The 26,276-nt window shown below is 60.9% G+C and carries 26 protein-coding genes; 11 read left to right on the forward strand and 15 right to left on the reverse strand.

All coding sequences use genetic code 11. The features are described from left to right. On the reverse strand, nt 1–2,303 hold a 2,303-nt coding region (locus IV091_RS13660), incomplete at its 3' end, for a PD-(D/E)XK nuclease family protein (RefSeq protein WP_293469631.1). A gap of 158 nt (nt 2,304–2,461) precedes the next feature. Here IV091_RS13660 and trxA point away from each other — a divergent pair. The 6 genes from trxA to IV091_RS13690 all read left to right on the forward strand — a co-directional run bounded on the left by trxA (nt 2,462) and on the right by IV091_RS13690 (nt 8,487). After that, nucleotides 2,462–2,794 carry a thioredoxin TrxA gene (trxA, locus tag IV091_RS13665; RefSeq protein WP_293469633.1) on the forward strand — a complete coding sequence of 111 codons (333 nt, stop codon included), beginning with the start codon at nt 2,462–2,464 and terminating at the stop codon, nt 2,792–2,794. 269 nt (nt 2,795–3,063) lie between these two features. Then, nucleotides 3,064–4,326, forward strand: coding sequence for a transcription termination factor Rho (rho, locus tag IV091_RS13670; RefSeq protein WP_293469635.1), 1,263 nt, complete (start codon nt 3,064–3,066; stop codon nt 4,324–4,326). 241 nt (nt 4,327–4,567) lie between these two features. Next, nucleotides 4,568–4,867 carry a type B 50S ribosomal protein L31 gene (locus tag IV091_RS13675; RefSeq protein WP_293469637.1) on the forward strand — a complete coding sequence of 100 codons (300 nt, stop codon included), beginning with the start codon at nt 4,568–4,570 and terminating at the stop codon, nt 4,865–4,867. Nucleotides 4,868–5,026: 159 nt separating this feature from the next. Further along, nucleotides 5,027–6,757 carry a hypothetical protein gene (locus tag IV091_RS13680; RefSeq protein ID WP_293469639.1) on the forward strand — a complete coding sequence of 577 codons (1,731 nt, stop codon included), beginning with the start codon at nt 5,027–5,029 and terminating at the stop codon, nt 6,755–6,757. Nucleotides 6,758–6,895: 138 nt separating this feature from the next. Next, nucleotides 6,896–7,573, forward strand: a complete 678-nt coding sequence (locus IV091_RS13685) for a GNAT family N-acetyltransferase (protein ID WP_293469641.1) — start codon at nt 6,896–6,898, stop codon at nt 7,571–7,573. Beyond that, nucleotides 7,570–8,487 (forward strand): carbon-nitrogen hydrolase family protein, encoded by a 918-nt coding sequence (locus IV091_RS13690; protein ID WP_293469643.1) that lies wholly within the window; start codon nt 7,570–7,572, stop codon nt 8,485–8,487. The genes IV091_RS13685 and IV091_RS13690 overlap by 4 nt, the downstream gene beginning before the upstream one ends. Nucleotides 8,488–8,514: 27 nt before the next feature. Here the strand turns inward: IV091_RS13690 and phoR are convergent, their stop codons facing one another. The 7 genes from phoR to pstS form a co-directional block, all read right to left on the reverse strand. Next, nucleotides 8,515–9,855 carry a phosphate regulon sensor histidine kinase PhoR gene (gene phoR / locus IV091_RS13695; RefSeq protein WP_293469645.1) on the reverse strand — a complete coding sequence of 447 codons (1,341 nt, stop codon included), beginning with the start codon at nt 9,853–9,855 and terminating at the stop codon, nt 8,515–8,517. A 25-nt stretch (nt 9,856–9,880) separates the two neighbouring features. Next, nucleotides 9,881–10,579: a phosphate regulon transcriptional regulator PhoB gene (gene phoB / locus IV091_RS13700; protein WP_293469647.1), complete on the reverse strand. Its 699-nt coding sequence runs from the start codon at nt 10,577–10,579 to the stop codon at nt 9,881–9,883. Between the two features lie 17 nt (nt 10,580–10,596). Further along, entirely contained in the window at nt 10,597–11,298 is a 702-nt protein-coding gene (gene phoU / locus IV091_RS13705; protein WP_293469649.1) for a phosphate signaling complex protein PhoU, read from the reverse strand. A 20-nt stretch (nt 11,299–11,318) separates the two neighbouring features. Next, the gene (gene pstB, locus IV091_RS13710) at nt 11,319–12,098 is read right to left on the reverse strand and encodes a phosphate ABC transporter ATP-binding protein PstB (RefSeq protein WP_293469651.1); all 780 of its coding nucleotides are present in this window, start codon (nt 12,096–12,098) and stop codon (nt 11,319–11,321) included. Between the two features lie 46 nt (nt 12,099–12,144). After that, nucleotides 12,145–13,005: a phosphate ABC transporter permease PstA gene (gene pstA / locus IV091_RS13715; RefSeq protein ID WP_293469653.1), complete on the reverse strand. Its 861-nt coding sequence runs from the start codon at nt 13,003–13,005 to the stop codon at nt 12,145–12,147. Further along, nucleotides 13,002–13,967, reverse strand: a complete 966-nt coding sequence (gene pstC / locus IV091_RS13720; RefSeq protein WP_293469655.1) for a phosphate ABC transporter permease subunit PstC — start codon at nt 13,965–13,967, stop codon at nt 13,002–13,004. The genes pstA and pstC overlap by 4 nt, the downstream gene beginning before the upstream one ends. A gap of 108 nt (nt 13,968–14,075) precedes the next feature. Beyond that, nucleotides 14,076–15,119, reverse strand: coding sequence for a phosphate ABC transporter substrate-binding protein PstS (pstS, locus tag IV091_RS13725; RefSeq protein WP_293469657.1), 1,044 nt, complete (start codon nt 15,117–15,119; stop codon nt 14,076–14,078). 193 nt (nt 15,120–15,312) lie between these two features. On the opposite strand from pstS, the gene IV091_RS13730 reads away from it, so the two are divergent. The 4 genes from IV091_RS13730 to IV091_RS13745 all read left to right on the forward strand — a co-directional run bounded on the left by IV091_RS13730 (nt 15,313) and on the right by IV091_RS13745 (nt 19,291). Further along, on the forward strand, nt 15,313–15,795 hold the full coding sequence (locus tag IV091_RS13730; protein WP_293469659.1) for a fasciclin domain-containing protein: 483 nt from the start codon (nt 15,313–15,315) through the stop codon (nt 15,793–15,795). Nucleotides 15,796–15,923: 128 nt separating this feature from the next. Further along, the gene (locus tag IV091_RS13735) at nt 15,924–17,072 is read left to right on the forward strand and encodes an ABC transporter substrate-binding protein (RefSeq protein ID WP_293469661.1); all 1,149 of its coding nucleotides are present in this window, start codon (nt 15,924–15,926) and stop codon (nt 17,070–17,072) included. Between the two features lie 89 nt (nt 17,073–17,161). Next, nucleotides 17,162–18,661 (forward strand): exopolyphosphatase, encoded by a 1,500-nt coding sequence (ppx, locus tag IV091_RS13740; protein ID WP_293469663.1) that lies wholly within the window; start codon nt 17,162–17,164, stop codon nt 18,659–18,661. Nucleotides 18,662–18,760: 99 nt separating this feature from the next. After that, nucleotides 18,761–19,291: a hypothetical protein gene (locus IV091_RS13745; RefSeq protein WP_293469665.1), complete on the forward strand. Its 531-nt coding sequence runs from the start codon at nt 18,761–18,763 to the stop codon at nt 19,289–19,291. A gap of 7 nt (nt 19,292–19,298) precedes the next feature. Here the strand turns inward: IV091_RS13745 and IV091_RS13750 are convergent, their stop codons facing one another. The 5 genes from IV091_RS13750 to IV091_RS13770 are packed head-to-tail and all read right to left on the reverse strand — an operon-like array spanning nt 19,299 to nt 24,735. After that, nucleotides 19,299–19,772: a histidine phosphatase family protein gene (locus IV091_RS13750; RefSeq protein WP_293469667.1), complete on the reverse strand. Its 474-nt coding sequence runs from the start codon at nt 19,770–19,772 to the stop codon at nt 19,299–19,301. 10 nt (nt 19,773–19,782) lie between these two features. Then, nucleotides 19,783–21,867 carry a polyphosphate kinase 1 gene (ppk1, locus tag IV091_RS13755; RefSeq protein ID WP_293469669.1) on the reverse strand — a complete coding sequence of 695 codons (2,085 nt, stop codon included), beginning with the start codon at nt 21,865–21,867 and terminating at the stop codon, nt 19,783–19,785. Nucleotides 21,868–21,905: 38 nt separating this feature from the next. After that, a complete protein-coding gene (locus IV091_RS13760; protein ID WP_293469671.1) occupies nt 21,906–23,009 on the reverse strand; it encodes a glycosyltransferase family 1 protein in 1,104 nt (367 codons plus the stop codon). Continuing rightward, nucleotides 23,006–23,884, reverse strand: coding sequence for a UDP-2,3-diacylglucosamine diphosphatase (locus tag IV091_RS13765; protein WP_293469673.1), 879 nt, complete (start codon nt 23,882–23,884; stop codon nt 23,006–23,008). The genes IV091_RS13760 and IV091_RS13765 overlap by 4 nt, the downstream gene beginning before the upstream one ends. Then, a complete protein-coding gene (locus IV091_RS13770; protein WP_293469675.1) occupies nt 23,884–24,735 on the reverse strand; it encodes a GNAT family N-acyltransferase in 852 nt (283 codons plus the stop codon). The genes IV091_RS13765 and IV091_RS13770 overlap by 1 nt, the downstream gene beginning before the upstream one ends. A 187-nt stretch (nt 24,736–24,922) precedes the next feature. Here IV091_RS13770 and IV091_RS13775 point away from each other — a divergent pair, with 187 nt between their 5' ends. Beyond that, nucleotides 24,923–25,423, forward strand: coding sequence for a DsrE family protein (locus IV091_RS13775; protein ID WP_293469677.1), 501 nt, complete (start codon nt 24,923–24,925; stop codon nt 25,421–25,423). Between the two features lie 70 nt (nt 25,424–25,493). Here IV091_RS13775 and IV091_RS13780 read toward each other — a convergent pair whose 3' ends face one another. Together IV091_RS13780 and IV091_RS13785 are read right to left on the reverse strand one after the other, a co-directional pair. After that, nucleotides 25,494–25,748, reverse strand: coding sequence for a hypothetical protein (locus IV091_RS13780; protein ID WP_293469679.1), 255 nt, complete (start codon nt 25,746–25,748; stop codon nt 25,494–25,496). A 186-nt stretch (nt 25,749–25,934) separates the two neighbouring features. After that, nucleotides 25,935–26,276, reverse strand: a 342-nt coding sequence (locus IV091_RS13785) for an NAD(P)H-dependent oxidoreductase (RefSeq protein ID WP_366807007.1), incomplete at its 5' end; no start/stop codon positions are given.

Here is a 26,276-nt window from a genome sequence, read left to right on the forward strand (position 1 = left end):
TAGAACGCCAGTTGCGTGTCTTCCGGCCCGCCCTTGATGCGCTCGGCCGTGGTGCTGCGTGGCTCGGTCTTGTAGTCGATCAGCAGCGTCTGGCCGCTGGCGTCGCGGTCAATCCGGTCCAGCTTGCCGACCAGCGTGAGCGCTCCCAGGGAAATTTCGCGCCAGGTTTCCGCCGCATCAAACACGGCGCCGGTGGCCTCATGGCCGGCCAGCCATGCGAGGTAGCCGTCGCGCACGCCGGGCCAGGCGGCGGCAAACGGCAAGAACTCGCTGTCGCTCAGGGCGAGTTCTTGCGTCGCCGTTTCTGCCGCTGCGTTAATCATCGCTACCCGAGTAATTAAATCGGGCGCCGGCGCCTCTTTCAAGGCTTCATGAAAGTGTCCCAGCAGGCTGTGCAGCCAGTTGCCAAAATCGCGCTTGCCCAGTTCGCTTTCAAGTTCGTCGGGCGCCTGCAACTTGAGCTGGCGCAGCGCAAAAAAGCGGTAGGGGCAGCGCCGCAAGTCCTCATAGGCGCTGGCCGACAGCTTGGCCAGCGGCAAGGCCTGGCCGGTGGGTTGCGGCGCGGTCGTGGGCCGGGCCGCGACAGCGCGCGGGCGGCGCGCGTCTGGCGCCAGCGGCACGGCGTTGTCGAGCAGCAGTTCCTGCACAAAGCCGCTGGGCATCAAGTGTTCGCCGGCCTCGCTGGTGCGCCAGAGCACATCCACCTGCGGCAGCTGCAGCGCGTAACCCCAGGCCTGGCGCGCGGCGCTGGCCAGCGTTTCGCGGGAAGGCAAACCCAGCAAGGCGCGCTGGCTGGGCGTCCACTGGCCCGGCGGCTCGGGCGACACCGGCAGGCGGATCTCGTCGCAGCCGGGGAACACCACCGCCTGCATCGGCCGGCCCAGCAGTTGCTGCAGCGGCAAAATCACCACCTGTTCGGCGGGCGGATGCGCGGGCGAGAAATTCTCGGCTTCCAGCGTCTGGTTGACCCAGCTGGTGAACGCGCGCAGTGTCATGCCGGGAGCGGTTTCAAACTCAGCCTCGGCCCCGTCGTGCAGACGCAGCACGTCCAGCACCGTCTGGCCGGCCTCGTCCAGCACCAGCACTGGCCACTGCCCGGCAGCGCGCAACGCAGCGCGCAAGCCGAGCAGCCATTCACTTAATGGACGTGCGCGGACAAAGCCTGCACGCATCACGTTCACGGTCGCGACCACAGGTTCGCTGGCGGCAAACGGGGACAAGGGCGACATCGGCGCAGCGGGCAATTCGCGCCACGCACGCACGCCCACCTGACGCAAGGCTGCCTCCAGCGCGACGACCGCGGGGGGGCCGAACGCGGGTGCGTTTTTGAGCCAGTCGAGCACAGCGTCGCTGGACGCGTCCCAGGGCATGGCGCGCAGCAAGCCCATCAGGCCAGCGGCAGCGCGGGTGGTCGACAGCTTCCAGCCGGTTTCGTCGCGCATGGCAACGCCCTGCCGTTCCAGCATGGCGCTGACGCGGCGCGTCAAAAAGCGGTCCTGCGCAATCAGCGCGACCGGGCTGCGTCCTTGGGCCAGATGCGCCAGCACGCATGCGGCGGCCCGCTCGGCCTCGTCTTCGGCGTCCAGCGCGGCGTGCAGTGCGGCCGGCGGCAGCACGCCTGGCGGCGGCGTGTAAAAAGACAGCGCGATCGCCCGTTCGCCAAAATGCGCCTTCAGCGCGTCTGCCAGCGGCTCGGCCTGAAAGCCTTCGAGCACCGCCAGCAGCGCCGGCTGGGCCTGGAACAGCCGGTCCGATGCATACGACGACGCTGCCACCCACGCCAGCGCAATACGCCCCACCGCAGCCTCAAGCGCCAGCACCGGCGAATCCAGACCCACGCCGAGTTCCTCGGCCAGGCGTTCGCTCCAGGCCTGGCGCTCGGCGGGCCGCACCGCCGCCGCCACCCGGCCCAGGCTCCAGGCGGCATCGACCAGGCGGCCCGCCAGCACGTCCTGCTGGCTCGCCAGGCCGGCACGTCCGAGCAAGGACGCAGCCGTCAGCATGTCAACCGCTACATCCATGCGCAAATCGTCACCCGACGGCGTGTACAGGCCCAGCGTGCCGCCCAGGCTGCTGGCCCAGTTCATGGTGGTTTCAAAACGCGGCACAAAAAAGGTGTCGCCCGCTTGCGCAGCCCAGGCCTGGCGCGCCTGCTGGATCAATTGCGCATAAGGCAGCAGCACCACGGCCTCAGCCGGGTGAACGCCCCGCGCCTGCAGCGCCTGGGCCAGCTGGGCCATGGCCTGTTGCCAGCAATGGTCTGGAAGGCTTGAGGAAAGGTCGGGTATGTAGTCAGGCGGCATGAAGGGGAAAGGGTTTTATGGTGGCGAACAGGCCCGGACATGTGGAGCAGGCCTTTGGCTATGGGCGCGATAGCCGTTGCGCGGCAGATAGAGTAGCGTGCTTTCTGCCACAATCGTGCAACTTTAGCCGTATTCGTAACTAGTCCAAAGGAGCCATCATGGCGAGCGAACTGATCAAACACACCACCGATGCTACTTTTGAAGCCGATGTGCTGCAATCGAGCCAACCCGTTCTGGTGGACTACTGGGCCGAATGGTGCGGCCCTTGCAAGATGATTGCCCCGATTCTTGACGAAGTGGCCACCAGCTACGACGGCAAGCTGCTAATTGCCAAAATGAATGTCGACGAGAACCGCGACATTCCTGCCAAATTCGGCATTCGCGGCATTCCGACCCTGATGCTGTTCAAGGATGGCCAGCTGGCCGCGACCAAAGTGGGCGCCATGAGCAAATCGCAACTGACCGCGTTTATCGACCAGCAACTGGCCTGAACATTCTTGCGCTGAAAGGAAGCACGGCCTGGCCGCTTCCTGTTCAGCGCAAGCTGGCGCCTCCTTGAGACCGAAACCCGAAGCACTTGCCGGGCGGACCTCACAGGACGCCCTGATTTCCTTTTTTTATTTCCTGTCATAATTGACTTTACTCGCCAGCCGGCTGTCATCGGCCGGTTCGAGTTCCCGGTTTGCAAGCCATCTTTCTCTACGGCTTCTTTTCAAACCTCCCCCGTCTTTTTCAAATGAACTCCGCAAGGAGCAATTCCATGCACTTAAACGAACTCAAGGCACTGCATGTGTCTGAAGTCCTCAAGCAGGCTGAAGCCCTTGAGATCGAAAATGTCGGCCGCATGCGCAAGCAGGAGTTGATGTTCGCCATCATCAAGAAGCGTTCAAAAACCGGCGAGACGATTGTGGCTGACGGCGTGCTGGAAGTGCTTCCCGACGGCTTTGGCTTTCTGCGGGCGCCCGATTCGAGCTACACCGCGAGCACCGACGACATCTACATCAGCCCCAGCCAGATCCGCCGCTTCAACCTGCACACCGGCGACATGATCGAAGGCGAAGTGCGCACGCCAAAAGACGGCGAGCGTTACTTTGCGCTGAACAAGCTCGACAAGATCAATGACGCCCCGCCTGAAGACAACAAGCACAAGGTCATGTTTGAAAACCTGACGCCGCTGTTCCCGCGCGAGCAGTTCAAGCTTGAGCGCGACATCAAGGCCGAAGAAAATCTGACCAGCCGGATCATCGACATCATTGCGCCCATCGGCAAGGGCCAGCGCGCCCTGTTGGTGGCACCACCCAAGTCCGGCAAGACCGTGATGATGCAGAACATCGCCCACGCCATCGTTGCCAACTACCCCGAAGTGGTCATGATGGTGCTGCTGGTGGACGAGCGCCCGGAAGAAGTGACCGAAATGCAGCGCAGCGTGCGCGCCGAGGTGATTTCATCGACGTTTGACGAGCCCGCCGCACGCCACGTGCATGTGGCCGAAATGGTCATCGAGCGCGCCAAGCGCCTGGTCGAACTCGGCAAGGACGTCGTGATCCTGCTCGATTCCATCACCCGCCTGGCGCGCGCCTACAACAACGTGCTGCCTTCATCGGGCAAGGTGCTGAGCGGCGGCGTGGATGCCAACGCCCTGCAGCGCCCCAAACGCTTTTTTGGCGCTGCCCGCAAGATCGAAGAAGGCGGCAGCCTGACCATCATCGGTACCGCGCTGATTGACACCGGCAGCCGCATGGACGAGGTGATCTTTGAGGAATTCAAGGGCACTGGTAACTGCGAAATCCACCTGGACCGCCGCCTCTACGAAAAGCGCGTGTTCCCGGCGATCAACCTCAACCGCAGCGGCACCCGCAAGGAAGAACTGCTGCTGGCCCCGGAAATCCTGCAGAAGTCGCGCATTTTGCGTCAATTCATGTACAACATGGACGAGATCGAGTCGATGGAGCTCATGCTGAAAAACATGAAGGCCACCAAGAATAATCACGAATTCTTCGACATGATGCGCCGGGGTGGCTAAAGAATAGGGCCCCCACGCTTGTCGCTTCGCGTACTGCGCTGCCCCCGAGGGGCCGCTGCGCCTGCGGCCCGGCAAAGCCGGTTCCGCGGCCCTGGCTGGTATGGCGCGTGGAGACTGCGCCCCCGTATGATGGACTGGTCTGATTCTCCAAGCCCATGATTTCATGTGATAATGATGGGCTTCATGGAAAGTGCCTGGAACTGGTCTGGGTGGCTACCAAAACAATGAAAAAGGAAAGATCATGAAAGAAGGCATTCACCCCAATTACCGCGAAGTTTGTTTCCTGGACATGTCCAACAACTTCAAGTTCGTGACCCGCTCCTGCGCCAACACCAAAGAAATGGTGAAAATGGAAGACGGCCGCGAATTGCCTTTGTACAAGCTCGACACGTCCAGCGAATCGCATCCGTTCTACACGGGTACGCAAAAATCCGTGGACAACATGGGGGGCCGCGTCGAACGCTTCCGCAACCGTTTCGGCAAGACCGCAGCCAAGGAAGCTGCTCCTGCAGCAGAAGTCGCTCCCGCAGCGGCCGAGTAAGCTGCGAAGACTCTTTCGCCAGCCTGCCAAAAAGCAGCCTGAATTTCAGGCTGCTTTTTTTTCGTCAAATTGGCCGCATGTCGTGGCGGCAGTCCGAGCTGACACCCGCCGCTCGCCTCCACCCTTGGACATAGCGTCTTTCCTGATCAATACACCGTTTTGAACAAGCCGTCCCCTGCCCTCATTGCCCAGTCGGCCGTGCGCCGCATGCCACGCCTGGCGCTGCTGCTGTTTGCGGTAGCCTATATATTGCCGGGATTTTTAGGGCGCGGCCCCTGGAAAAACGAAGACATTGCTGCGTTTGGCGTGATGCGCGAACTGGCCGCTTCAGCCGCCCACTGGCTACAACCCCAGCTATTGGGGCAGAGCACAGGATTTGAGGCCCTGATTCCCTACTGGCTGGGCGCCATCGCCATCAAATTGCTGCCCTTTCTAGACCCAGGCCTTGCAGTGCGCATTCCGTTTATCCTGCTGCTGGCGCTGACGCTGCTCACCACCTGGTACGCCGTGTATTACCTGGCCCGCAGCCCGCAGGCCCAGCCTGTCGCCTTTGCTTTTGGCGGAGAGGCCAGCCCGGTGGACTATGCGCGGGCAATTGCCGATGCGGGTCTGCTGGCCCTGATTGCCAGCCTGGGCCTGGCGCAACTGTCTCATGAAACGACGCCAGCGCTGGCGCAGCTGGGCTTTACGGCCCTGGCCTTTTACGCCATGGCAGCCAGCCCCTACCGACCCGCCACCAGAATTCTGGGCCCTGCACTGGGTTTGCTGCTTGGCCTCGGAGGGCTCGCCCTCAGCGGTGCGCCCACACTAGCCTTGCTGCTGGGTACTGGCGGCGCCTTGGTGGAGTGGACCCACATGCGCTGGGGCAACATTCGGGCTGACGCGGCCAACAAGCAGCAGTCATGGCACTGGGTGCTGCTAATTGCGGGCATCACCCTGCTGGTGTCGCTGCTGGCCTTCAAGCTGGACTTGTGGCGCTGGAGGATCAACTTGCCCGGCGCCAGCCAACCCTCGGGCTGGCAGGACTTGCGCAGGCTGGGCCGTTTGCTGATGTGGTTCACTTGGCCCGCATGGCCTCTTGCCTTGTGGACGCTGTGGCGCTGGCGCAGGCAACTTGCGAGCCGCCATGTGGCCCTGCCACTCTGGTTTGCGGGCATGGCCGTGGCAGCAACCTTGACCACCACCGCATCGGACCGCAGCCTGCTGCTCAGCCTGCCGCCGCTAGCGGCGCTGGCGGCGTTTGCCCTGCCTACGCTCAAACGCAGCGTGGCCTCGCTGATCGACTGGTTCACCCTGCTCTTTTTCACCGGCTGCGGTCTCATCATCTGGGTCGTCTGGATTGCCATGCAAACCGGCGTGCCCCGGCAACCTGCCGCCAATGTCGCCAAACTCGCCCCGGGGTTTGAACCCAGTTTTTCCTGGCTCGCTTTTTTGGCGGCGCTGGCAGCCACGCTGGCATGGTCCTGGCTTGTGAAATGGCGTACTGGCGCGCAGCGCACAGCGATCTGGAAATCGCTGGTGTTACCGGCCGGCGGTGCCACCCTGTGCTGGCTGCTGCTGATGACGCTGTGGCTACCGCTACTCGACTATGCACGCAGTCTGGCGCCACTTTCACGGCAGGTTGCGGGCCTGGTCGACAAAAAATCGTGCGTCGAAATCCACGGCTTGGGCAGCGCCCAGGCGGCAGCCCTGCAATACCACGGCCAACTTGAATTGCGCCAGGCGACTGCGGTGGCGGCCTGTCCTTACCTGGTGGTGGATGTTGCGGCCCAAGCCAGCCTGAGCAGCGTCGTGAACCTGCCGGACTGGGCGTTTCAAGCCACCGTACGCAGACCCTCGGACAAAAACGAAAATCTCCTGGTGTTCAAGCGCGTCGGCCTGCGAAACTAGCCTGGCCATCTGCAAGCAGACGGCCCGCGCCGTTCCCAAGGCCGTCACGCCGCATGCGGGCCAAAAGGTGCTGCGCCGGGTGTGAGTCGGCCGTCCGTCTGACAGCCGCCACAGCGAAGGTGCATAAAAATCACCTTCATGCCAAAACTAACTATCCGAAATACCCGGCTGGAGGACATCGACGCGCTGGTGCGCCTGCAGCGAGAGGTGTATCCCGACATTGCCGCCTGGCATCGCGACCGCGTGGTGCACCAGATCGAACTGTTTCCCGAAGGCCAGATCGTCGCCTTTTACGGCGACCAGCTTGTGGGCTGCGCAAGCTCCCTGGTGATCCTGTGGGACGAGTGGGCGGACGAACACACCTGGGACCAGATCACCGCGGCAGGAACCTTCGATACCCATAACCCTGCGGGTTACACGCTGTACGGCGCGGAAGTGTTCGTCTCGCCCCGGCTGCGCGGCAAGCGCGTGGGCCACGCGCTGTACGAAGCCAGGCGGCGTGTATGCAAGTCCTTGAACCTGCGCCGCATCATTGCCTGCGGCCGGTTGCCGGGCTATCACCTGCTTGCGCACGAGATGAGCGTGGAGCTTTATGCGCGCAAGGTGCTGTGGGGGGATCTGACCGATCCGGTGCTGAGCTTTCAGCTGCGCGAAGGCTTCAGGTACTGCGGCATCATGAAAAACTACATAGCCGATGACCATGAATCGCAGGGCAACGCCTCGCTGATCGCCTGGATCAACCCGGATTACGACACCTCAAGGCCCACAGCGCTGCAACTTGCGCGCACCACTACCGCCCAGGAAATACCCGCATGAAAACCACCGTCCCAACACCCCATGTCCACGAACCCAAGCCCATCAATGTGCGGATTGCGGCGGTGCAATACCTGCTGCGCTCCATCCACGACTGGAGCGGGTTTGAAAACCAGGTGCGCTTCGTGATGAAAGCCGCGGGCGACTACAAGCCCCAGTTCGTCCTGCTGCCGGAGATCTTCACCACCCAGCTGCTTTCGTTCATGGACACCAGCGACCTGCGCCAGGCCGTTCGCAACATGAACGACTACACCGCCCGCTACATTGAGCTTTTCAAGGAGCTCGCGGCGCAGTGGAAAGTCCATGTGATAGGGGGCAGTCATCCCACCATACGCGATGGCAAGCTCCTGAACACGGCCTACCTGTTCACGCCCGAGGGCAAGGTATTTACCCAGGACAAGATTCACCTGACACGCTGGGAAAAAGAAAAATGGAAAGGCGATGCAGGCGACCAACTGCGGGTTTTTGACACGCCCCATGGCCGTATCGCGATCCTGATCTGCTATGACATCGAATTCCCGGAACTCAGCCGCAAGGTCTGCGAAATGGGCGCTGACATCATCTTTGTCCCGTCCTGCACGGACGACCGCCAGGGTTTTTTGCGCGTGCGTTACTGCTGCCATGCCAGAGCGATCGAAAACCAGGTCTACGTGGCCGTGACAGGCACGGTCGGAAACCTGCCCGTCGAAGGACTGGGCCTGCACTATGGCCAAGCGGCCATCATCACCCCGTCGGACTTTCCCTTTGCGCGCGATGGTATTGCAGCCGAGGGCGTTCCCAACATGGAGCAGATCGTGATTGCCGATGTGGATCTTGGCAAGCTGGTCATGAACCGGGTCATGGGCACCACGATTCCCCTGTACGACAAACGCGTTGATGTTTATAACAACGATGTGGAGATCATTCCCACCGTGTAACGCCGCCCGGCTAACCGCCCCAAAGCATCAAGGGGCGGCGATGCGGCGAACGCGCGCCGCCGGAAATGTGATTGAAAAGCACGAACCCTGACCGGGCTGGCTCTTGATGTGCAGCTCGGCACCATGGCGCTGCGCCACGTGCTTGACGATGGCCAGTCCCAGACCGGTTCCACCCGTCTCGCGGGAACGGCTGCGGTCCACCCGGTAAAAGCGCTCGGTCAGCCGGGAAATATGCTCTGGCGCAATACCCAGCCCGGAATCCCTGACCGAAAACTCGGCACGCCCGTCGGGCAATACCTGCCATTTAACCTCGATGGTGCCGCCCGCAGGGGTGTAGCGAACGGCATTGTTGAGCAGGTTGGACATGGCGCTCAACAACTCGTTGCGCGACCCGGCAAGCTCGTAGTCTTGCGCGCTCTGCACCTGCAGCACATGCTTTTTCCCATGCGCGGACGTCAGGAGCGCCGACAAGGCCCGCCCTTCCTGCTCGCAGGCGATCATGAGGGGCTGCACCGGCACCCACTCGCTAGCGCCGGGCGGCGGGCTACCTTCCAGCCGTGACAGCGTCAGCAAATCACTCACCAGCGTCTGCATGCGGCCTGCCTGCTGGGCCATCAGATCCAGGTAGCGCGTGCGTTCCTCTTCATTGAGGGGAAGCGTCTGCAGCGTTTCCACAAAGCCCGAGAGTACGGTCAGCGGCGTGCGGATTTCGTGCGAAACATTGGCCACGAAGTCACGCCGCATCGTCTCGGCCTGTTCCAGCGCCGTGACGTCGCGCGACAGCAGCAGCTTGCGGCCCTCTCCATAGCCGTGCAAGCGCACCGCCAGACTGACCGGTCTGCTGGCCGTACTGCGCGGACCCATCATGACAATTTCATGCCCGTAGTCTTCGCCCGCCAGGTAGCTTGAAAACCGGGGGTCGCGCAGCAGATTGGCGAGATGCTGCATGAGGTCGCGCTTCGGATCGAAGGCGAAGTGCTCGGACGCCGTTTCATTGCACCACTCGATGCGGTTCTGGGCATCCAGCAAAACAACACCGTTGGGAGATGCCTGAATCGCGGCCAAAAACTCCTGCAAGCGGGCTTCGCTGTCGGCGGCTTTGAGTTCGCGCGCCTTCACCAGCCGCCGAACCCGATCAGCGATTTCACCCCAAAGTCCGCCCACGTTGGCGGGCGTGGAGGTCTCGCCACGTTTCAGCCACAGCAAGAGCCGGCTTCCGCGCTGCAGGTCAATCAATACCCATAGCGTGCTGGCCGCTACCAGGCCCACAATCGTGCCGCGCCCGGAATCAGCGCCGGGAATCAACAGCCGGCCCAGAAAAGCGCCGGACAACTGAAACAGGAAAAAACGAAAAAGGCGCCAGGTCATGCGCCATGCACCAGGTTAGTCGTCATCAGTGGGTCTGGCCATTCGCCGTCAGGCGGTAACCCGCGCCGCGAACCGTTTCCACCAGTGCGCCAGCAGCCCCCAGCGCTTCACGCAAGCGCTTGACGTGAACATCCACGGTGCGCTCCTCAATGAAGACGTGATCTCCCCAGACCTTGTCAAGCAACTGGCTGCGGCTGTGCACGCGCTCCGCATGTTTCATCAGGTAATGCAGCAGCTTGAACTCCGTCGGCCCCAGCTTGAGCTCCTGGTTCTGGTACGTAATCCGGTGAGTGGCGGCATCCAGCACCAGCGCCCCCACCGTGACACTGTCGTTCACGGATTCCGGCGCACGCCGGCGCAGCACGGCACGAATGCGGGCCAACAACTCCTGGGTAGAAAACGGCTTGGTGATGTAGTCATCAGCGCCAGCGTCCAGTCCGGCCACCTTGTCAGGCTCATCGCCCCTGGCGGTGATCATCAGGATAGGGATAGCCTTGGTGCGCGCACTGGCGCGCCATTTCTTGGCGAGCTGCAAACCACTTTGGCCCGGCAGCATCCAGTCCAGAAGAATGACATCCGGCAACACGGCATCCAGCTCGCGCTGCGCCATGTCACCGTCTGCAGCCCAAATAGGCTGAAAACCGTTGTGCCTGAGATTCACGGCCACGAGTTCCGCAATGGCCGGCTCGTCTTCCACCACCAAAACGCGGGGTAATTTCTTCATACAAACGCAACCCGGGATCAGCGGACCACGGATTCAATCGACTCCATGGAGGTGTGGCGCACATCTGCACCCTTCACCACATAAATGATGAACTCGGCGATGTTCTTGGCATGGTCGCCGATCCGCTCGATCGCCTTGGCGACAAACAGCAGGTCCAGGCTTGATGAAATGGTGCGCGGATCTTCCATCATGTAGGTGATCAACTTTCGCACAAAGCCATCAAACTCCTTGTCAATCGCGTCATCCTCTTTCAGGATAGAAACGGCGATATTGATATCCAGCCGGGCAAAAGCGTCCAGCGCCTTGCGAAGCAAGCCCGAGGCCAGGTCAGCGGCAATGCGCAGCTCGGATGACGGCAGGTTGCGGGCGGCGCCACTGCTGATGATGGAGCGCACCATGCGCGCGATTTTCTGCGCCTCATCGCCTGCCCGCTCCAGATTCGCCGTGGTCTTGGAAATAGCAATCAGCAAACGCAGGTCGCGCGCTGTCGGCTGGCGGCGCGCAATGATGGAAGACAGCTCTTTGTCAATGTCCACTTCCATGGCATTGACACGCGGCTCCGTCTCGGTCACCTGATCCGCAGCCTCGACACTGAACTGGGCCAGCGCGTACACGGCGGTGCGGATCTGGGACTCAACCAGTCCGCCCATTTCCATGACACGGGTTGAAACCCCGTTCAGTTCGCTGTCAAACTGGGTGGACAAATGATGTTCAGGCATGATTTTTTCCTCGATCCGTATCAGCCAAATCGGCCGGTAATATAGTCTTCAGTTTCTTTTCGCTTGGGCTTGAAGAAGATGTCTTCGGTGGCGCCCACTTCAATCAGGTCGCCCAGGTACATATAAGCCGTGTAGTCGCTGCAGCGGGCCGCCTGCTGCATGTTGTGCGTCACGATCACGACCGTGTAGTCGCTTTTCAATTCGGCAATGAGTTCCTCGATCTTGGCCGTGGAAATCGGATCGAGCGCCGAGCAGGGTTCATCGAGCAACAGCACTTCGGGCTTGATGGCAATGCCGCGGGCAATGCACAGCCGCTGCTGCTGGCCGCCCGACAGGCTCGATCCGCTCTGGTTGAGCTTGTCCTTCACCTCGGTCCAGAGGGCGGCCTTGCGCAGCGCCCATTCAACCCGGTCATCCATATCGGACGAATTAAGGCTTTCGAACAGTTTGACGCCAAAGGCAATATTGTCGTAAATCGACATCGGAAACGGCGTCGGCTTCTGAAAAACCATGCCGACCTTGGAGCGAATCAGCGCCACGTCTTTCCTGGACGTGAGCAGGTTTTCGCCCTCAAACAGGACTTCCCCCTTGGCATGCTGCTCTGGATAGAGTTCGTACATGCGGTTAAAAATCCGCAGCAAAGTAGATTTCCCACAGCCGGACGGACCAATGAAAGCCGTGACTTTCTTCTCTGGAATTTCCAGATTGATGCCCTTGAGCGCATGGAACTTTCCGTAGTAAAAATCAAGATTTTTAACGGATATCTTTGAAGTTTCGGGTTTCCCGGTGATGGCTTGCATCATTAACCTTGTCTTGTTGTGTGAGTTGACGAACAGTCTTATGCCGTCAGTCTTTATTGCGCGTCAACACGCGCGCCAGAATATTCAGTCCAAGCACCGTCAAGGTGATCAGGAACACCCCAGCCCATGCCAGCTTCTGCCAGTTCTCGTAGGGACTCATCGCAAACTTGAAGATGGTCACCGGCAAGCTGGCGATCGGCTGGCTCATGTCAGACGTCCAGAACTGGTTGCTCAGCGCAGTGAACAGCAAAGGCGCTGTCTCGCCTGCAATGCGCGCCACGGCCAGCAAAACGCCGGTCACGACGCCCGCCCGGGCGGCTCTGAGCGTGATGCTGGTGATCACCTTCCACTTGGGCGCACCCAGCGCATAAGCAGCCTCACGCAGACCCTGCGGAATCAGATGCAACATGTTTTCAGTGGTCCGGATCACGACCGGAATCACGATCAAGGCCAGCGCCATGACGCCCGCCCAGCCCGAAAAAGACTTGAAGCGGGAGACCACGACGGCATAGACGAAAAGACCAATCACGATCGAGGGCGCCGACAGCAAAATGTCGTTGACGAAACGGGTAACTGACGCCAGCCAGCCCTTGACGTTGTATTCAGCCAGGTAGATGCCCGCCATGATGCCAATCGGCGTGCCGACAAAAGTAGCCAGCAGCACCATCAGAAAAGAGCCGTAAATCGCGTTGGCCAGACCCCCTGCCTCATTGGGCGGGGGCGTCATTTCGGTAAAGGTGGCCAGCGCGATACCGCCAATGCCGAGCCTGACGGTTTCCCACAATATCCAGAACAGCCAGAACAGCCCGAAGCACATGGCTGCGAGCGACAGCACCAAAGCCACCAGGTTGACCCGCTTGCGGCGGGCAAACTTGGCCAGGCGCGCATCATGCATCGCGGCGCTCATGTCTTGCTTCCTTCATTTTTCTTCAATTGGGCCAGTAGCAATTTGGACAGCGACAGCACCACGAACGTGATGAAGAACAGCACCAATCCTAGGTAGATCAGCGCCGCCTGGTGCAGGCCATCAGACGCTTCGGCAAACTCGTTGGCCAGCGCCGAGGTGATACTGTTGGCCGCCTGGAACAGGCTCAGTGAATCCATCTGGTTGAAATTGCCGATCACGAACGTCACCGCCATGGTTTCGCCCAGTGCGCGGCCCAGGCCCAGCATGATGCTGCCCATGACACCGGCTTTGGTGTAAGGCAACACCACCTTGAAAACCACCTCCCAGGTGGTCGAGCCCAGCGCGTAGGCCGACTCTTTCAGCATCACGGGCGTGACTTCGAACACGTCACGCATCACGGAAGCGATGAACGGAATGATCATGATTGCGAGAATGATGCCCGCCGACAAAATGCCAATGCCGACCGGCGGCCCTGAAAACAGAGCCCCGAGATAAGGCACATCGCTAAAAATGCTTTGCAGCGGCTGCTGCACATAGGTGGCCAGGATGGGACCAAACACCAGCAGGCCCCACATGCCATAAACAATGGAGGGCACGGCCGCCAGCAACTCAATCGCTGTACCCAAAGGCCTTTTGAGCCAGGCGGGCGACAGTTCCGTCAAAAACAGCGCGATGCCAAAGCTGACAGGCACCGCAATCACCAGCGCAATCACCGAAGTGGCCAGCGTGCCATAAATCATCACCAGCCCGCCATACTCATTCTGGACCGGATCCCAGACACTGCTGGTCAGGAAGCCCAGCCCGTAGGCGCTGATGGCGGGCCAGGCACCAATAACAAGCGACGCCAGGATGCCAAACAGCAAGCCCAGCGTCAGCAGCGCCGCCCCCAGCGCAGCCCAGCCAAAAAGCCGGTCTGCCAGGGGACTTCTACGCACAGAATTTTCAGGAGGAGGATTGGTCATGTCACGTCCGGTCGCTTTCCCCGGACGTTCAAAAGTGGTCCGGCTAGGCGGAAGTGTAGAGGACACGCAAAAAACCCCTGTAGTTCGTAACTGAAGAGAACGAGGCGCTTACTTGTAAGCGATGGCTTTACCCGATGTGTCTTTGATCTGGCCCCAGGATTTTTCAATGATGCCCTTCACGCCAGCGGGCATGGGCACATAGTCCAGGGCTTCAGCGGTGCCGTCGCCATTTTTGTAGGCCCAGTCAAAAAACTTGAGCGCCACGGTGGCCTGCTCAGGCTTGCTTTGCACCTTCTGCATCAGGATGAAGGTGGCGCCGGTGATGGGCCACGAATCCTTGCCGGGCTGCTCAGTCAGGATCTGGTAAAAGCTCTTGGACCAATCGGCACCCGCTGCGGCAGCCTTGAAGGCCGAGTCATCCGGAGACACGAAAACGCCGGCAGCGTTTTTCATTTGCGCGAATGTCAATTTGCTTTGCTTGACGTAGGCGTATTCAACATAGCCAATCGAGTTGGGCAGGCGCGCCACGAAGGCCGCGACGCCTTCGTTGCCCTTGCCGCCCGCACCGGCTGGCCAGTTCACGGCCGTGCCCTCGCCCACTTTGCTCTTCCACTCGGCGTTGACCTTGCTCAGGTAGTTGGTGAAGATGAAGCTGGTACCCGAACCATCGGCGCGGCGAACCGGTGCAATCGCGGCATCAGGCAGGTCCAGCGTAGGATTCAACGCCTTGATCGCGGGGTCGGTCCACTTGGTGATCTTGCCGAGATAAATGTCACCGAGCACCTGTCCGCTCAGCTTGAGCTGACCCGGTGCAATACCCTTGATGTTCACGACAGGAATCACGCCGCCCACCACCGTGGGAAACTGCATCAAGCCCTTGGCAGCCAGCTCTTCATCCTTCAAGGGCGCGTCTGACGCGCCAAAATCAACCGTCTTGGCCTCAATCTGACGAATGCCAGCACCGGAGCCCACCGACTGGTAGTTAATCTTGATATTGGTCGCCTTGTTGTAGTCGGACGCCCACTTGGAGTAAAGAGGCGCGGGGAAACTGGCGCCAGCGCCCGTCACACCCTGGGCGGCCGAGAACGTGGCGAACGACATCGCTGCCATACCCAGCACGCAAGTCACGGAAGTTTTAAAGCTCAAATTCATCAGAACACCTTTGGGGTTAGTAGAAACAGACCTTCAATGTAAAAGCCTTGTGTGACAGAGATATGACAGTTGCCTGGATTCCAGGCCCTCCATTTGACCACCGATGGATGTCACAAAACATTCATATGAACGTCACATATCTGTCATTAAGTTCTCCTACGCTAGGCGCTGTCTTAATCAGGAGCTTTAAATCATGTTCACACGCCGCATTCTCTTTGTCGCCACCACCCTGGCAGCCCTCGCGGGCTGCGCCACCCCCTCAACACCCTCGTCGGTAGCCGACACCATTGCAGCCAAGCCGCAACTGAGCACGCTCAACAGCCTGGTCGCCAAAGCCGGGCTGACCGCAACGCTCCAGGGCACAGGGCCGTTCACTATATTTGCGCCCAGCAACGAAGCATTCGCCAAAGTCCCTGCAAAAACCATGAACGAACTTGCCAGCGACCCGGCCAAACTCAAAGCAGTCCTGACCTACCACGTCCTGCCAGGCAAGGTCATGGCGGCTGATGTCAAAAATGGCAACATCAAAACCGTCCATGGCGCCAATCTGGCGCTCGCCAAAGCAGGCGACTATGTCACCGTTGAAGAAGCCCTGGTTCAAACGGCAGATATTTCAGCAACGAATGGCGTCGTGCATGTGATTGACAGCGTTCTGACGCCTCCAGCGAAGCGCTAAACAGCACAAGGCGCAAGGCCTTGTGTTGCGCCCCTTTCAAGCCAGCCCCCCATTTTCAGGGCGCTGGCCGCTGCTACGTCCACAGCAAAAAAACAAACAGACGGCACCTCCCAGCCCGAAAGTGATCCATGCTTTTTCAAAAGCCCGTATTTACCCGCCGCAAATTGCTGCAATCTGCCAGCGTGCTGGCTGCGGGCGCAGCCACGTCAGCCTGGGCGCAGCCTGGCCAGTTGGTTGCATCGTCACGCAGCCTGGTCATTGCGCAGATCGTTGATTTTTCACCAGCACAGCAGGACGTCTCCAAAGACTTCCTGATCGGGTCCCGCGCCGCCTGGCAAGACATCAATGCACGCGGCGGTCTGCGCGGCAGGCCGGTGCAGCACCTGGCGCTTGAAACAGACGGAACGCCAGCCAATCTTCGCACCGCGCTGGACTCGGTCAAGGACAATCCGTCCTGCATCGCCCTGTCCGGCAGCGTAGGCGACCAGATCGCCAGCCAGGTGCTGGCCATCTCCCGCAAGGGTGGCCTGAATATGGCGCATGTGGCACCATGGCTGCAAAACGCCAGCCTTGAGATTGACGACAACACATTTCCCGTCTTTGCCGCGCGCCAGGAGCAGATTGCCTTTGCAATCAAAACGCTTTCAGTCATGGGATTAAAGGAACTGGGCGCCATCTATGGGACTGCCCACGACCACACCGCGTACCACAGCGAGCTCGAACGTATTGCCGCCAGTCTGAAAATCAAGCTGGTGTCGTTCAAGAGCGTTGACGATTTACGGGCACTCGGACGCACCTTGACGCCAGCCACGCCCGCTGTACTGCTGTTTCTGGGCGGAACGCCTGAACTTGCCGAATTCACGCAAGGCCTGGAAAAGCAGTCGCGCCAGCGCTATGTGGTGGCAATGGCCGACGTCAACCTGCAAACCCTGGCGCAGATGGGCGCCGCACGCAATACGCCCGTCATCGCCACCCAGCCAGTACCCATGGTGAACGCCAGCCTGCCGGTGGTCATGCACTACCGCAACACGCTTTCCCGCCTGTTCGACGAGCCGCCCACCCCCTTGAGCCTGGCGGGCTTCATTGCGGCGCGCTACACCTTCGAAGTTCTCAACCAGACTGAGGGCAATTTGACACGGCAAAGCGCGCTGACGGCATTTCAGCGGCGTGCCAGCCTGGATGTCGGTGGCTTTCGTGTCAGTTTTGACGCCCAGCGAAGAAGCAGCGGGTATGTCACACAGAGCATGATGACGCTCGATGGCCGTATGGTGGGCTGAGCGACGGCCGGGCGGATGCGGGTTTTCGCGAATGCTATGCTGAGCCGGTAATAACAAAGCCAGATACTCAGATCTTCAGATATTCAGATATGCAAAACGGAACCCGCCTCGCCGCTGTGGATTTAGGATCCAACAGCTTTCGCCTGGAAATAGGCCGCCTCGACCAGGGGCAAATCCACCGCACCGAATACCTCAAGGAAACCGTACGTCAGGGCAACGGGCTGGATGCCGATCGCAACCTGACGCCAGAGGCCATGCAGCGCGGCTGGGACTGCCTGGCCCGCTTTGGCGAGCGGCTGGCGGGTTTCAAAACAACAGAAGTCCGGGCCGTGGCAACCCAGACCCTGCGCGAAGCGCACAACCGGGACGAATTCCTGACGCGGGCCCACACCATCCTGGGGTTTCCCATCGATGTCATTTCGGGCCGAGAAGAAGCCCGGCTGATTTACCAGGGGGTGGCCCATCTGCTGCCCCAGTCCGACGAGCGGCGGCTGGTGGTCGACATTGGCGGGCGTTCCACTGAAATGATTTTGGGCCAGGGACTTGAAGCGCGCACCATGGAGTCCTACCGCGTGGGCAGCGTCGCATGGTCCATGCGGTATTTTCCCGAGGGCCAGTTTAGCCCGCGCGCCTTTGAAACCGCTGAAATTGCCGCAAAAGCCGTGCTCGACGAAGCGCTGAACGTCTATCGCCGAAGCGCCTGGGATGTTGCCTTTGGTTCGTCAGGCACCGTGGGTGCGGTGAGCGATGTGCTGACCGCCGCGGGCTGGCCGGCCGGGCTGGTGTCGCGCGAAGGCCTGGACTGGCTGCTCGATCGCCTGCTCCGGGCTCAAAGCGGCGAGCGACTCAAGCTCGAAGGCATGAAAGATGACAGGCGCGCCGTGATTGGCGGCGGCATCAGTGTGCTGCGGGCCGTATTTGATTTGCTGGGCATTGAGCAAATGCAGGCAGCGCAAGGCGCATTGCGCCACGGCGTGCTGTATGACCTGCTGGACCGCGAGCAGGATGTGAGCGATTTGCGCTCCACCACGGTGCAGCGCCTGGCCAGCAAATTCAATGCAGACAGCGAGCAGGCGCAACGCGTCAGCAACGTCTCCCGGCACCTGTTCCAGATGGTACGCCCAGCCACATCCACGACCGGACCGGAACGCCAGCAGCGCAAGCTGGAATGGGCAGCGCAACTCCATGAAATTGGCAGCCATGTTTCACACAGCGACTACCACCGGCATGGCGCCTACATCCTGGACCATGCCGATGCGCCCGGTTTTGCACTGTCTGAATTGCACACGCTGAGCCTGCTGGTGCTGGGCCATCGCGGCAAACTTCGCAAGCTGGAGGCCGACTTTGAAGACCGCACCTTCATTCAGCAACTGCTTTGCCTGCGACTGGCGGTGATCCTGTGCCACGCCCGGCGCGAGCCGGACCTCAAAGGCCTGCAACTTGAAACGGGCACCGAGCCCGGGCGGATTTTTGTACTGAACTGCAGGCCAGACTGGGCCGAAGCCTTTCCGCAATCGGCCTACCTGCTGCAGGAAGAAGCGCTGGCATGGCAAAAAACGCCCTGGAAGCTGATCGTTTCAGGTTTGTAAAAAAATGGGGCTGGTTGGGTGCGGGTAGCGCGCGTTTCTTTTTAAAAATGAAATAAACTATATAAACCGTTTATTTGCACTTAAAAAGAAAGACCACCCATGGCCACCTCCAAAAAAACAGCCACGCCCACACCGGAACTGAACGCTGCAGTGGCTCCGGCTGTGCCAGCAGTAGCCGCCCCGGTTCTGGCAGTCGCCAAACCCGAGACAGCCGAAAAACCCAAAGCAGCGCCGGTAAAACTGCCTGCGGTCAAAGCCGCCGCAGGCAAGGCCGTTGTCAAAAAATCCGCCCCAAAAAAAGCCGTGGTGAAAAAGCCGGTTTTGAAAAAAGAGCCTGTCAAGGCACCACTTGCCAAAGCCCTCGCGCCAGCAAAACCCGAAAAATCGGCTCCCGCGCCTAAAGCCAAAAAGCCCAAACTGGTTCGCGACAGCTTTACGATTCCCAAAGCAGAATATGTGGTGCTTGACGATCTCAAGCAGCGCGCCGCCAAACTGATGCGACCCGCCAAGAAAAGCGAGTTGTTGCGCGCCGCCATCAAAACCCTGGCCGCACTGTCCGACGCGGCTTTCCTGACAGCACTGGCGCAAGTTCCGGCTCTCAAGACCGGCCGGCCCACACTCAAAAAATAAGCGCAGCTTAAAGCACTTCGGGCGACTGCACCGTCACCACGACGGTTTGCCTGTGGTCATCACGTTCACGGCTGCGGAGCCACCAAACGGAGCCTTTTTTAACAGGGCAGTCGGTTTCCTGCAGCCCCAGCAACTGCGCAATAGTTTGCCCCAGCGTCGGTTGATGCCCAATCACCAGCGTCGGCGACTTGCTCAGCGGCCATTGGACCAACTCCAGCAACTGCGCTGGGGTGGCCCCGGGTGCCAGTTCGGTGCGAACCTTGTACTTTCGCCCCAGGGCCTGCGCCGTTTGCTCGCAGCGCCGGGCCGGGCTCACCATAATGCGCGCGCCATCGGGTAACTGCCGGTCAAGCCAGCTGGCCATGCGAAAGGCCTGCTTTTCTCCGCGCGACGTCAGCGCGCGCGCCAGGTCGCTGCTGGCAGACAGGTCGCCCTCGGGCCCCTCTTCGGCTTCTGCGTGACGCCACAAAATCAGATCCACGACGCGCTCCTCATTGGGGGGATGCGGTGTAACGGGCCATCAGCGCCGCCTGCGCGCCATGGCGCCGGGCCGGGTTTGACGGATTCACGCGCACATAGCTGCCGTCCGCCTGCAAGTCCCACGCATCCACGCCGTCATGCAGGTAAGCGACCAGGCACTCGTCAATAATGCGCTGGCGAAGGACGGGGTCGATCACCGGCCAGGCCAGTTCTACCCGGCGCAGCATGTTGCGATTCATCCAGTCGGCGCTGGACAGGTACAGCGTTTCGTCGTCGGCACAGCGGAAATAAAACACCCGCGAATGCTCCAGAAATCGGCCAATCACCGAACGTACCCGGATGTTGTCGGTCACGCCCGGCACCTGGGCCGGCAGCATGCAGGCGCCGCGCACAATCAGGTCGATTTTGACGCCGCACTGCCCAGCCCTGACCAGCGCCAGCATCAGCGCTTCGTCGGTCAGCGCATTCATCTTGGCGACGATGCGCGTGTCTTTGCCCTGCAAGGCAGCATCGCCCAAGGCATTTATCTTTTCCACCAATTTGCGTTGCAGCTGGAACGGCGCCAGCAGCAGGTGATTCATTTTTGGCAGGCGGCTCTGGCTGGCCAGGTGCACAAACACGTTGTCGATGTCGGCGGTCAGCAGCGGGTCGGCCGTCAGGTAGCTCACGTCGGTATACAGGCGGGCCGTGCTGGGGTTGTAGTTGCCGGTCGACAGGTGGGCATAGCGCTTGAGCTGCTTGCCTTCGCGCCGCGTGACCAGCAGCATTTTGGCGTGGGTCTTCAGGCCCACCACGCCGTACACCACCTGCGCGCCAATCGACTCCAGCATTTCAGCCCAGTTGATATTGGCTTCTTCGTCAAAACGGGCCTTCAGCTCGACCACCACCGTGACTTCCTTGCCGCGCCTGACCGCTTCACGCAGCAGCACCATCAGCGCCGAATCCGCCCCGGTGCGGTAAATGGTTTGCTTGATCGCCAGCACCTGCGGGTCATGGACCGCCTCGCGCAAAAAGGCCAGCACGCCGTCAAAGCTTTCAAACGGCTGATGAATCGACACATCGCTGCGCTTGAGCCGTTCAAAAAAAGACTGGCTGGGCTGCAGTTGCGTGGGGTAGCAGGCGTTGTAGCGCGAAAAAAGCAGCTTGGGATCATTGACCAGGTCGATCAGTTGCGTCAGCCGCACCAGGTTGACAGGGCCATGCACCCGGAACAGCGCCAGCGCGGGCAGGTTGAACTGCTTGAGCAAAAAACTCGACAGGTAGTCCGAGCAGTCGGCCGACACCTCCAGCCGCACAGCCTGGCCATAATGGCGCTGCTCAAGTCCCTGACGCAGCGCGGTGCGAAGATTTTCCACGTCGTCTTCGTCCACCGCCAGGTCGGAATGCCGCGTGACACGAAACTGCGAAAACTGCCCGACATCCCGGCCCAGAAACAGCTCGGCCAGGTGGGCGCGAATGACGCTGGACAGCGACACAAACAGCGTGCCCTTGCTGCTGCCGGGGCTGGGCATGTGAATAAAGCGCGGCAGTACCCGCGGCACCTTGACGATGGCGATCTCGTTCTGGCGCCCAAACGCGTCCTGGCCACCGAGCCGGACAATGAAATTCAGCGACTTGTTGGCTACCTGCGGAAACGGATGCGACGGGTCCAGCCCAACCGGCACCAGCAAAGGCCGCACTTCCCTTTCGAAATACGATTTGACCCAACGTCGCTGCGCCGCATCGCGCTCGCCGTGCGAGACGATGCGAATACCGCACCGCGCAAAAGCGGGGAGCAACTCATCGTTGTAGAGCGAATACTGGCGCGCCACCATGTCGTGCGCAGCCGCCGAAACCGCCTTCAAGGACTCGGCGGTGTAGGGCCCCTTTTGCTCATTGCTTTGCGCCGCGGTCAGGTGGGACGCCGCGCGGACCTCAAAGAACTCATCGAGATTGGACGACACAATGCACAAAAACCGCAGGCGTTCGAGCAGCGGCACCTCCGGGCGCGTGGCCCAGTCCAGCACACGCTCATTGAAAGCAAGAATGCTTCGGTCGCGGTCCAGAAACTCTACAGGTGGCGCGGCAGCGGCCACCGGGGCGGATAAGTTGAGCATTAACAGCAATTATTTTTCGTCAAAAGTATGCCGATTCTCTATGAATTTGATGACACCGCTGTGACATTGTCTTTGACGCATGTTGCACCCCCATGAAGCTGCTGGCAACCGCTGATTTGTCGCACTGGCACAAGGTAACGCGCAAACAACTGGGCGGAATGCGCCCAGGTGAAGTCCAGTGCTCGCGAACGAGCCTCGTGGCGCGGCACCACCAGCGCGCTGTAGCAGGCCTGCTGCAAGTCGGCATGCATGACACCGCCGTAGCAGCGCCCAGCGGGCGTCCCCATCACTTCCAGCGGGCCATCCACCGGGTAGGCGGCCACTGGCGTGCCGGTGGCCATGGCTTCGAGCATCACCAGGCCAAAGGTCTCGGACCGACTCGGAAACACAAACACATCGGCGGCAGCATACACCCGGGCCAGCTGGTCTCTGGGCAGCACCCCCATCCATCGCACCTGGCGGTAGCGCTCCCGCAGCGACGCCTCCAGCGGCCCTACCCCGCACACCACCTTGGTGCCGGGAATGTCGAGTTGCAAAAAGGCCTCGATGTTTTTCTCATAAGACACCCGGCCCACAAACAGCGAAACCGGCCGCACCAGCACGCCCATGGGCGCATACGGCCGCGGCAGCGGCTCGAAGGCAAACAACGCGGTATCCACGCCGTGGGTCCAACTGCGCAGGTTTTTAAACCCCCGCTGCGCCAGCATGCGCAGCACGCCGTCAGTGGGCACCATCACGCCCGAAGAAGGTTTGTGAAAATGACGGAACAGCGCGTAGCCCCATGACAAGGGCAGCTTCAGCGCGGCCTTCAGGATCTCGGGAAACTTGGTATGAAAGGCAGTGGTAAAAGCCAGGCCGCGCTTCAGGCAATAACTGCGCGCCGCCCAGCCCAGCGGGCCCTCGGTGGCAAGATGGATCGCTTCGGGCTGAAAGGCATCCAGCTTTAAGGCCACCCCGCGCCTGGGCCGCACCGCCAGGTCAATGCCGGCATAGCCCGGACACGGCCGGGTGCGGAACAGGCCAGGGTGAATCACTTCAACCTGGTGCCCGGCATTCGTCAGTTCGCGCACCAACTCCACCAAGGTGGTCACAACGCCGTTCACCTGCGGCTGCCAGGCATCGGTGATAAGGGCGATTTTCATGTACTCACCGTCTCGGCAGCCTGGCGGTGGCCGGTCTGATGCGCGGCGGGGGCCCAGTGCAGCAACTCCAGCGTGCCATCGAAATGCTCGACCAGCGCGCTGCGGCTCTCGACCCAGTCGCCGTCGTTGCAATACAAAATGCCATTGATGTCGCGCATTTCGGCGCGGTGAATGTGGCCGCACACCACGCCCTGGTGGCCGCGGCGACGCGCTTCATGGGCCACCGCCTCTTCAAAGTCGGTGACATAACTGAGCGCGCTCTTGACCTTGTGCTTCAGGTAGGCCGACAGCGACCAGTAGGGCAAGCCCATGCGGGCGCGCAGGCTGTTCAGGTGCCGGTTCAGCTTGAGCGTGAACTCATAGAGGTTGTCGCCCACATAGGCCAGCCACTTGGCGCACTGCACCACCGCATCGAAATAGTCGCCATGGATGACCCACAACTGGCGGCCGTCGGCCGTGGTGTGAACGGCTTCACGAGCCACTTCAATGCCGCCAAACTGGTGGCCGATAAATTCCCGCGCAAACTCATCGTGGTTGCCCGGAACGTAAACAATGCGACAGCCTTTGCGGGCGCGTCGCAGCAGTTTTTGCAGCACGTCGTTATGGGCCTGCGGCCAGAACCACTTACGGCGCAACTGCCAGCCATCCACGATATCGCCGACCAGGTAGAGCGTGTCGCTCGGGTGAGCTTTCAGGAAATCCAGCAGCGCGGCCGCCTGGCAACCCGGCGTGCCCAGGTGCAGGTCGGAAATAAAGATGGTGCGAAAGCGCTGGCGCACCGTTGACGCGTCGCTGACCCTGGCTTCACCGCCGGTATCCGGCGCAAAGCCGCCGCCAGTACCGAGGCCACCCAAGACATCAAACAGCGCCCGCATCATGCCTGGACGGCCGCGCCGGAAAAGTGCTTCAGGTAGCGCGGCGGCAAATCGGCGATGCGCATCATCATCGGCAGATCGGCCGAATTGAAGTCGGGGTCCCAGGCGGGCGCGCCCAGCACCTTGGCACCCAGGCGCAGGTAGCCTTTGATCAGGGCCGGCGGTTCCACGTCCAGCGAACTGTCCAGCCGCTCCACCGGCAGGGCCAGCCGCGGCGTCACATGGTATTCAATAGAGGCCAGGTGCGTTTGCCGGACTTGGCGCCAGATGCTGGCCGCGGCATGGCCGTTTGAAACGCCGTTGTGCTGCATCGGAATGCTGGCGCAGCCGATCATGGTGTCGAGCTGGTTGCGCCCCATGAACTCCGCCAGCGCCCCCCACAGCGCCAGAATCACGCCCCCATGCCGGTGGTCGGCGTGCACGCAGCTGCGGCCCAGCTCCACCATGCGCGCGCGCAGGCTGCGCAGCCGCGTCAGGTCAAACTCAAGGTCGCTGTAGGTGCTGCCCACGCGGGTGGCCTGGGTGGGCGTCAGCACGCGGTAGGTACCTATGACTTCCTGGCTCGCCACGTCGCGCACCAGCAGATGCTCACAATAGTCGTCAAACAAATCCACGTCATGGCCCGGCAGGGTTTTGGACAGAGTGGCGCCCATTTCCTGCGCAAACACCTGGTACCTCAGCCGCTGTGCTTGCCGCACCTCGTCCTGGTGACGAGCCCAGCTGACGGCGATTTTCCCCACGGAAGGCCCTTGAACAGCGGCTGGACCGACTGCATGACGGCTTTGATGAAGTGACCCCCGTGGCATGGCGACAGGCGACAATGCAAAGGTGGGATTGGGCAGCTCTTTCATGGTTGACTCCTTGTTCGCTGGTTTGCTTGGACCTCAAAAAATCCGGATTCGGGCCACTGGCTCAACAGCCTTGAAGGCGCCTGGTTCCAGGCGCCCAGCCTTGATTTTCCAGGCCTGCTGAACGACGACGGGCTGCGTCTTTGGGTGTCGCGGGCAGAAAACCGCGGCGTCGGGTACGCTAGGGGGTATGAAAAAACTGCTTTCCTCATCGCTTCCCCTGCCCCGCCGTCGCTTGCTGGCAGGCGTTGCCGCGGCGGCAGCAGCGGGTGCCAGCGTCCCAGCCCGTGCGCAGACCCCGAAACAGCCCGGCGTGCGGGACAGCGGCACGCCGCACAAGATCGTTTATCAGCTCAACCGGGCTGACGAGGCGTATCGGGAGGCGATATTCAACTCCATCAGCGCCCTGCTGAAAAAATATGTCGACGACATCAGCATCACCGTGGTGGTCTGGGGCCCTGGTATTCATCTCCTGGCCAAGGCGCCGCAGAGACCCGTGTCGCGCCTGCACCAGCAGCGCGTGCGCAGCATGGCGCAATCGTATGGAATCAAATTCATAGCCTGCGGAAACACCATGCACTCGCTCGGCTGGACGCCCGAGGACATGCTGGACTTCGCCGCGGTCGAGGAAGTTGGCGCGGCCACTATCATGGAACTTCAGGAACAGGGCTACGCCTACCTGGCCTGGTAGTCCTGCTCGCTGGCGCCGGGACGAATGCTGGATACGCTGCAAAAAAGCCCCATGAAAGGGACTTGGACGCTCAGCCACCAGCGGCCTGGGAAACCACGCTGCCGCGCTGGCTGGCGACAGCAGGCAAGACCGGCAGCCCGCCCGCGAGCCCATCCAGCCAGGGGCGGGTTCCGGCTTTAAAACGCAAGCCCCCTGGACTGCTGGCCATGGCCTTTGCGGTGCAGCGCAGGATGCGCAGACGCTGTTTGTCAATGTAGTGGCTCACGCCCGATCCCTGCGGGGCCTGCCAGTCCTGGACATGGGACTGGTTCAAATTTGCTTCCATCGTGCGCTCCTGGGTGCTGGTCATGGCGCTTATTGTGGAAGCTGAAGGTGACGTGCCTGTGTCAGTTCAATGGCAGTTGCGTGACAGTTCCCGCTTGTGCGAGTGGGTTCTAATTGGCACTAAATTGGTATCGAAACGCTGTTAATAAAATAGCATTTATAGACCGAATCTAATAGGCCAGAGCCCTCACAGGCTACTTTGATTGACGCGCCTGGACAACGCATCCGCACTTTCCTTGCGTTCGCTGTAGCGGTCCACCAGACAGGCTGACGCATCACGCGTCAGCAGCGTGAACTTCACCAGTTCCTCCATCACGTCCACCACCCGGTCGTAATAGCTGGATGGTCTCATGCGCCCGGCCTCGTCAAACTCCAGAAACGCCTTGGCCACCGACGACTGGTTGGGAATCGTCAGCATGCGCATCCAGCGGCCCAGCACGCGCAGCTGATTGACAGCATTGAACGACTGCGAGCCGCCGCTGACCTGCATCACCGCCAGCGTTTTCCCCTGCGTCGGACGCACCGCGCC

It is taken from the genome of Polaromonas sp. (genome assembly GCF_018780625.1).
Lineage (GTDB): Bacteria > Pseudomonadota > Gammaproteobacteria > Burkholderiales > Burkholderiaceae_C > Polaromonas.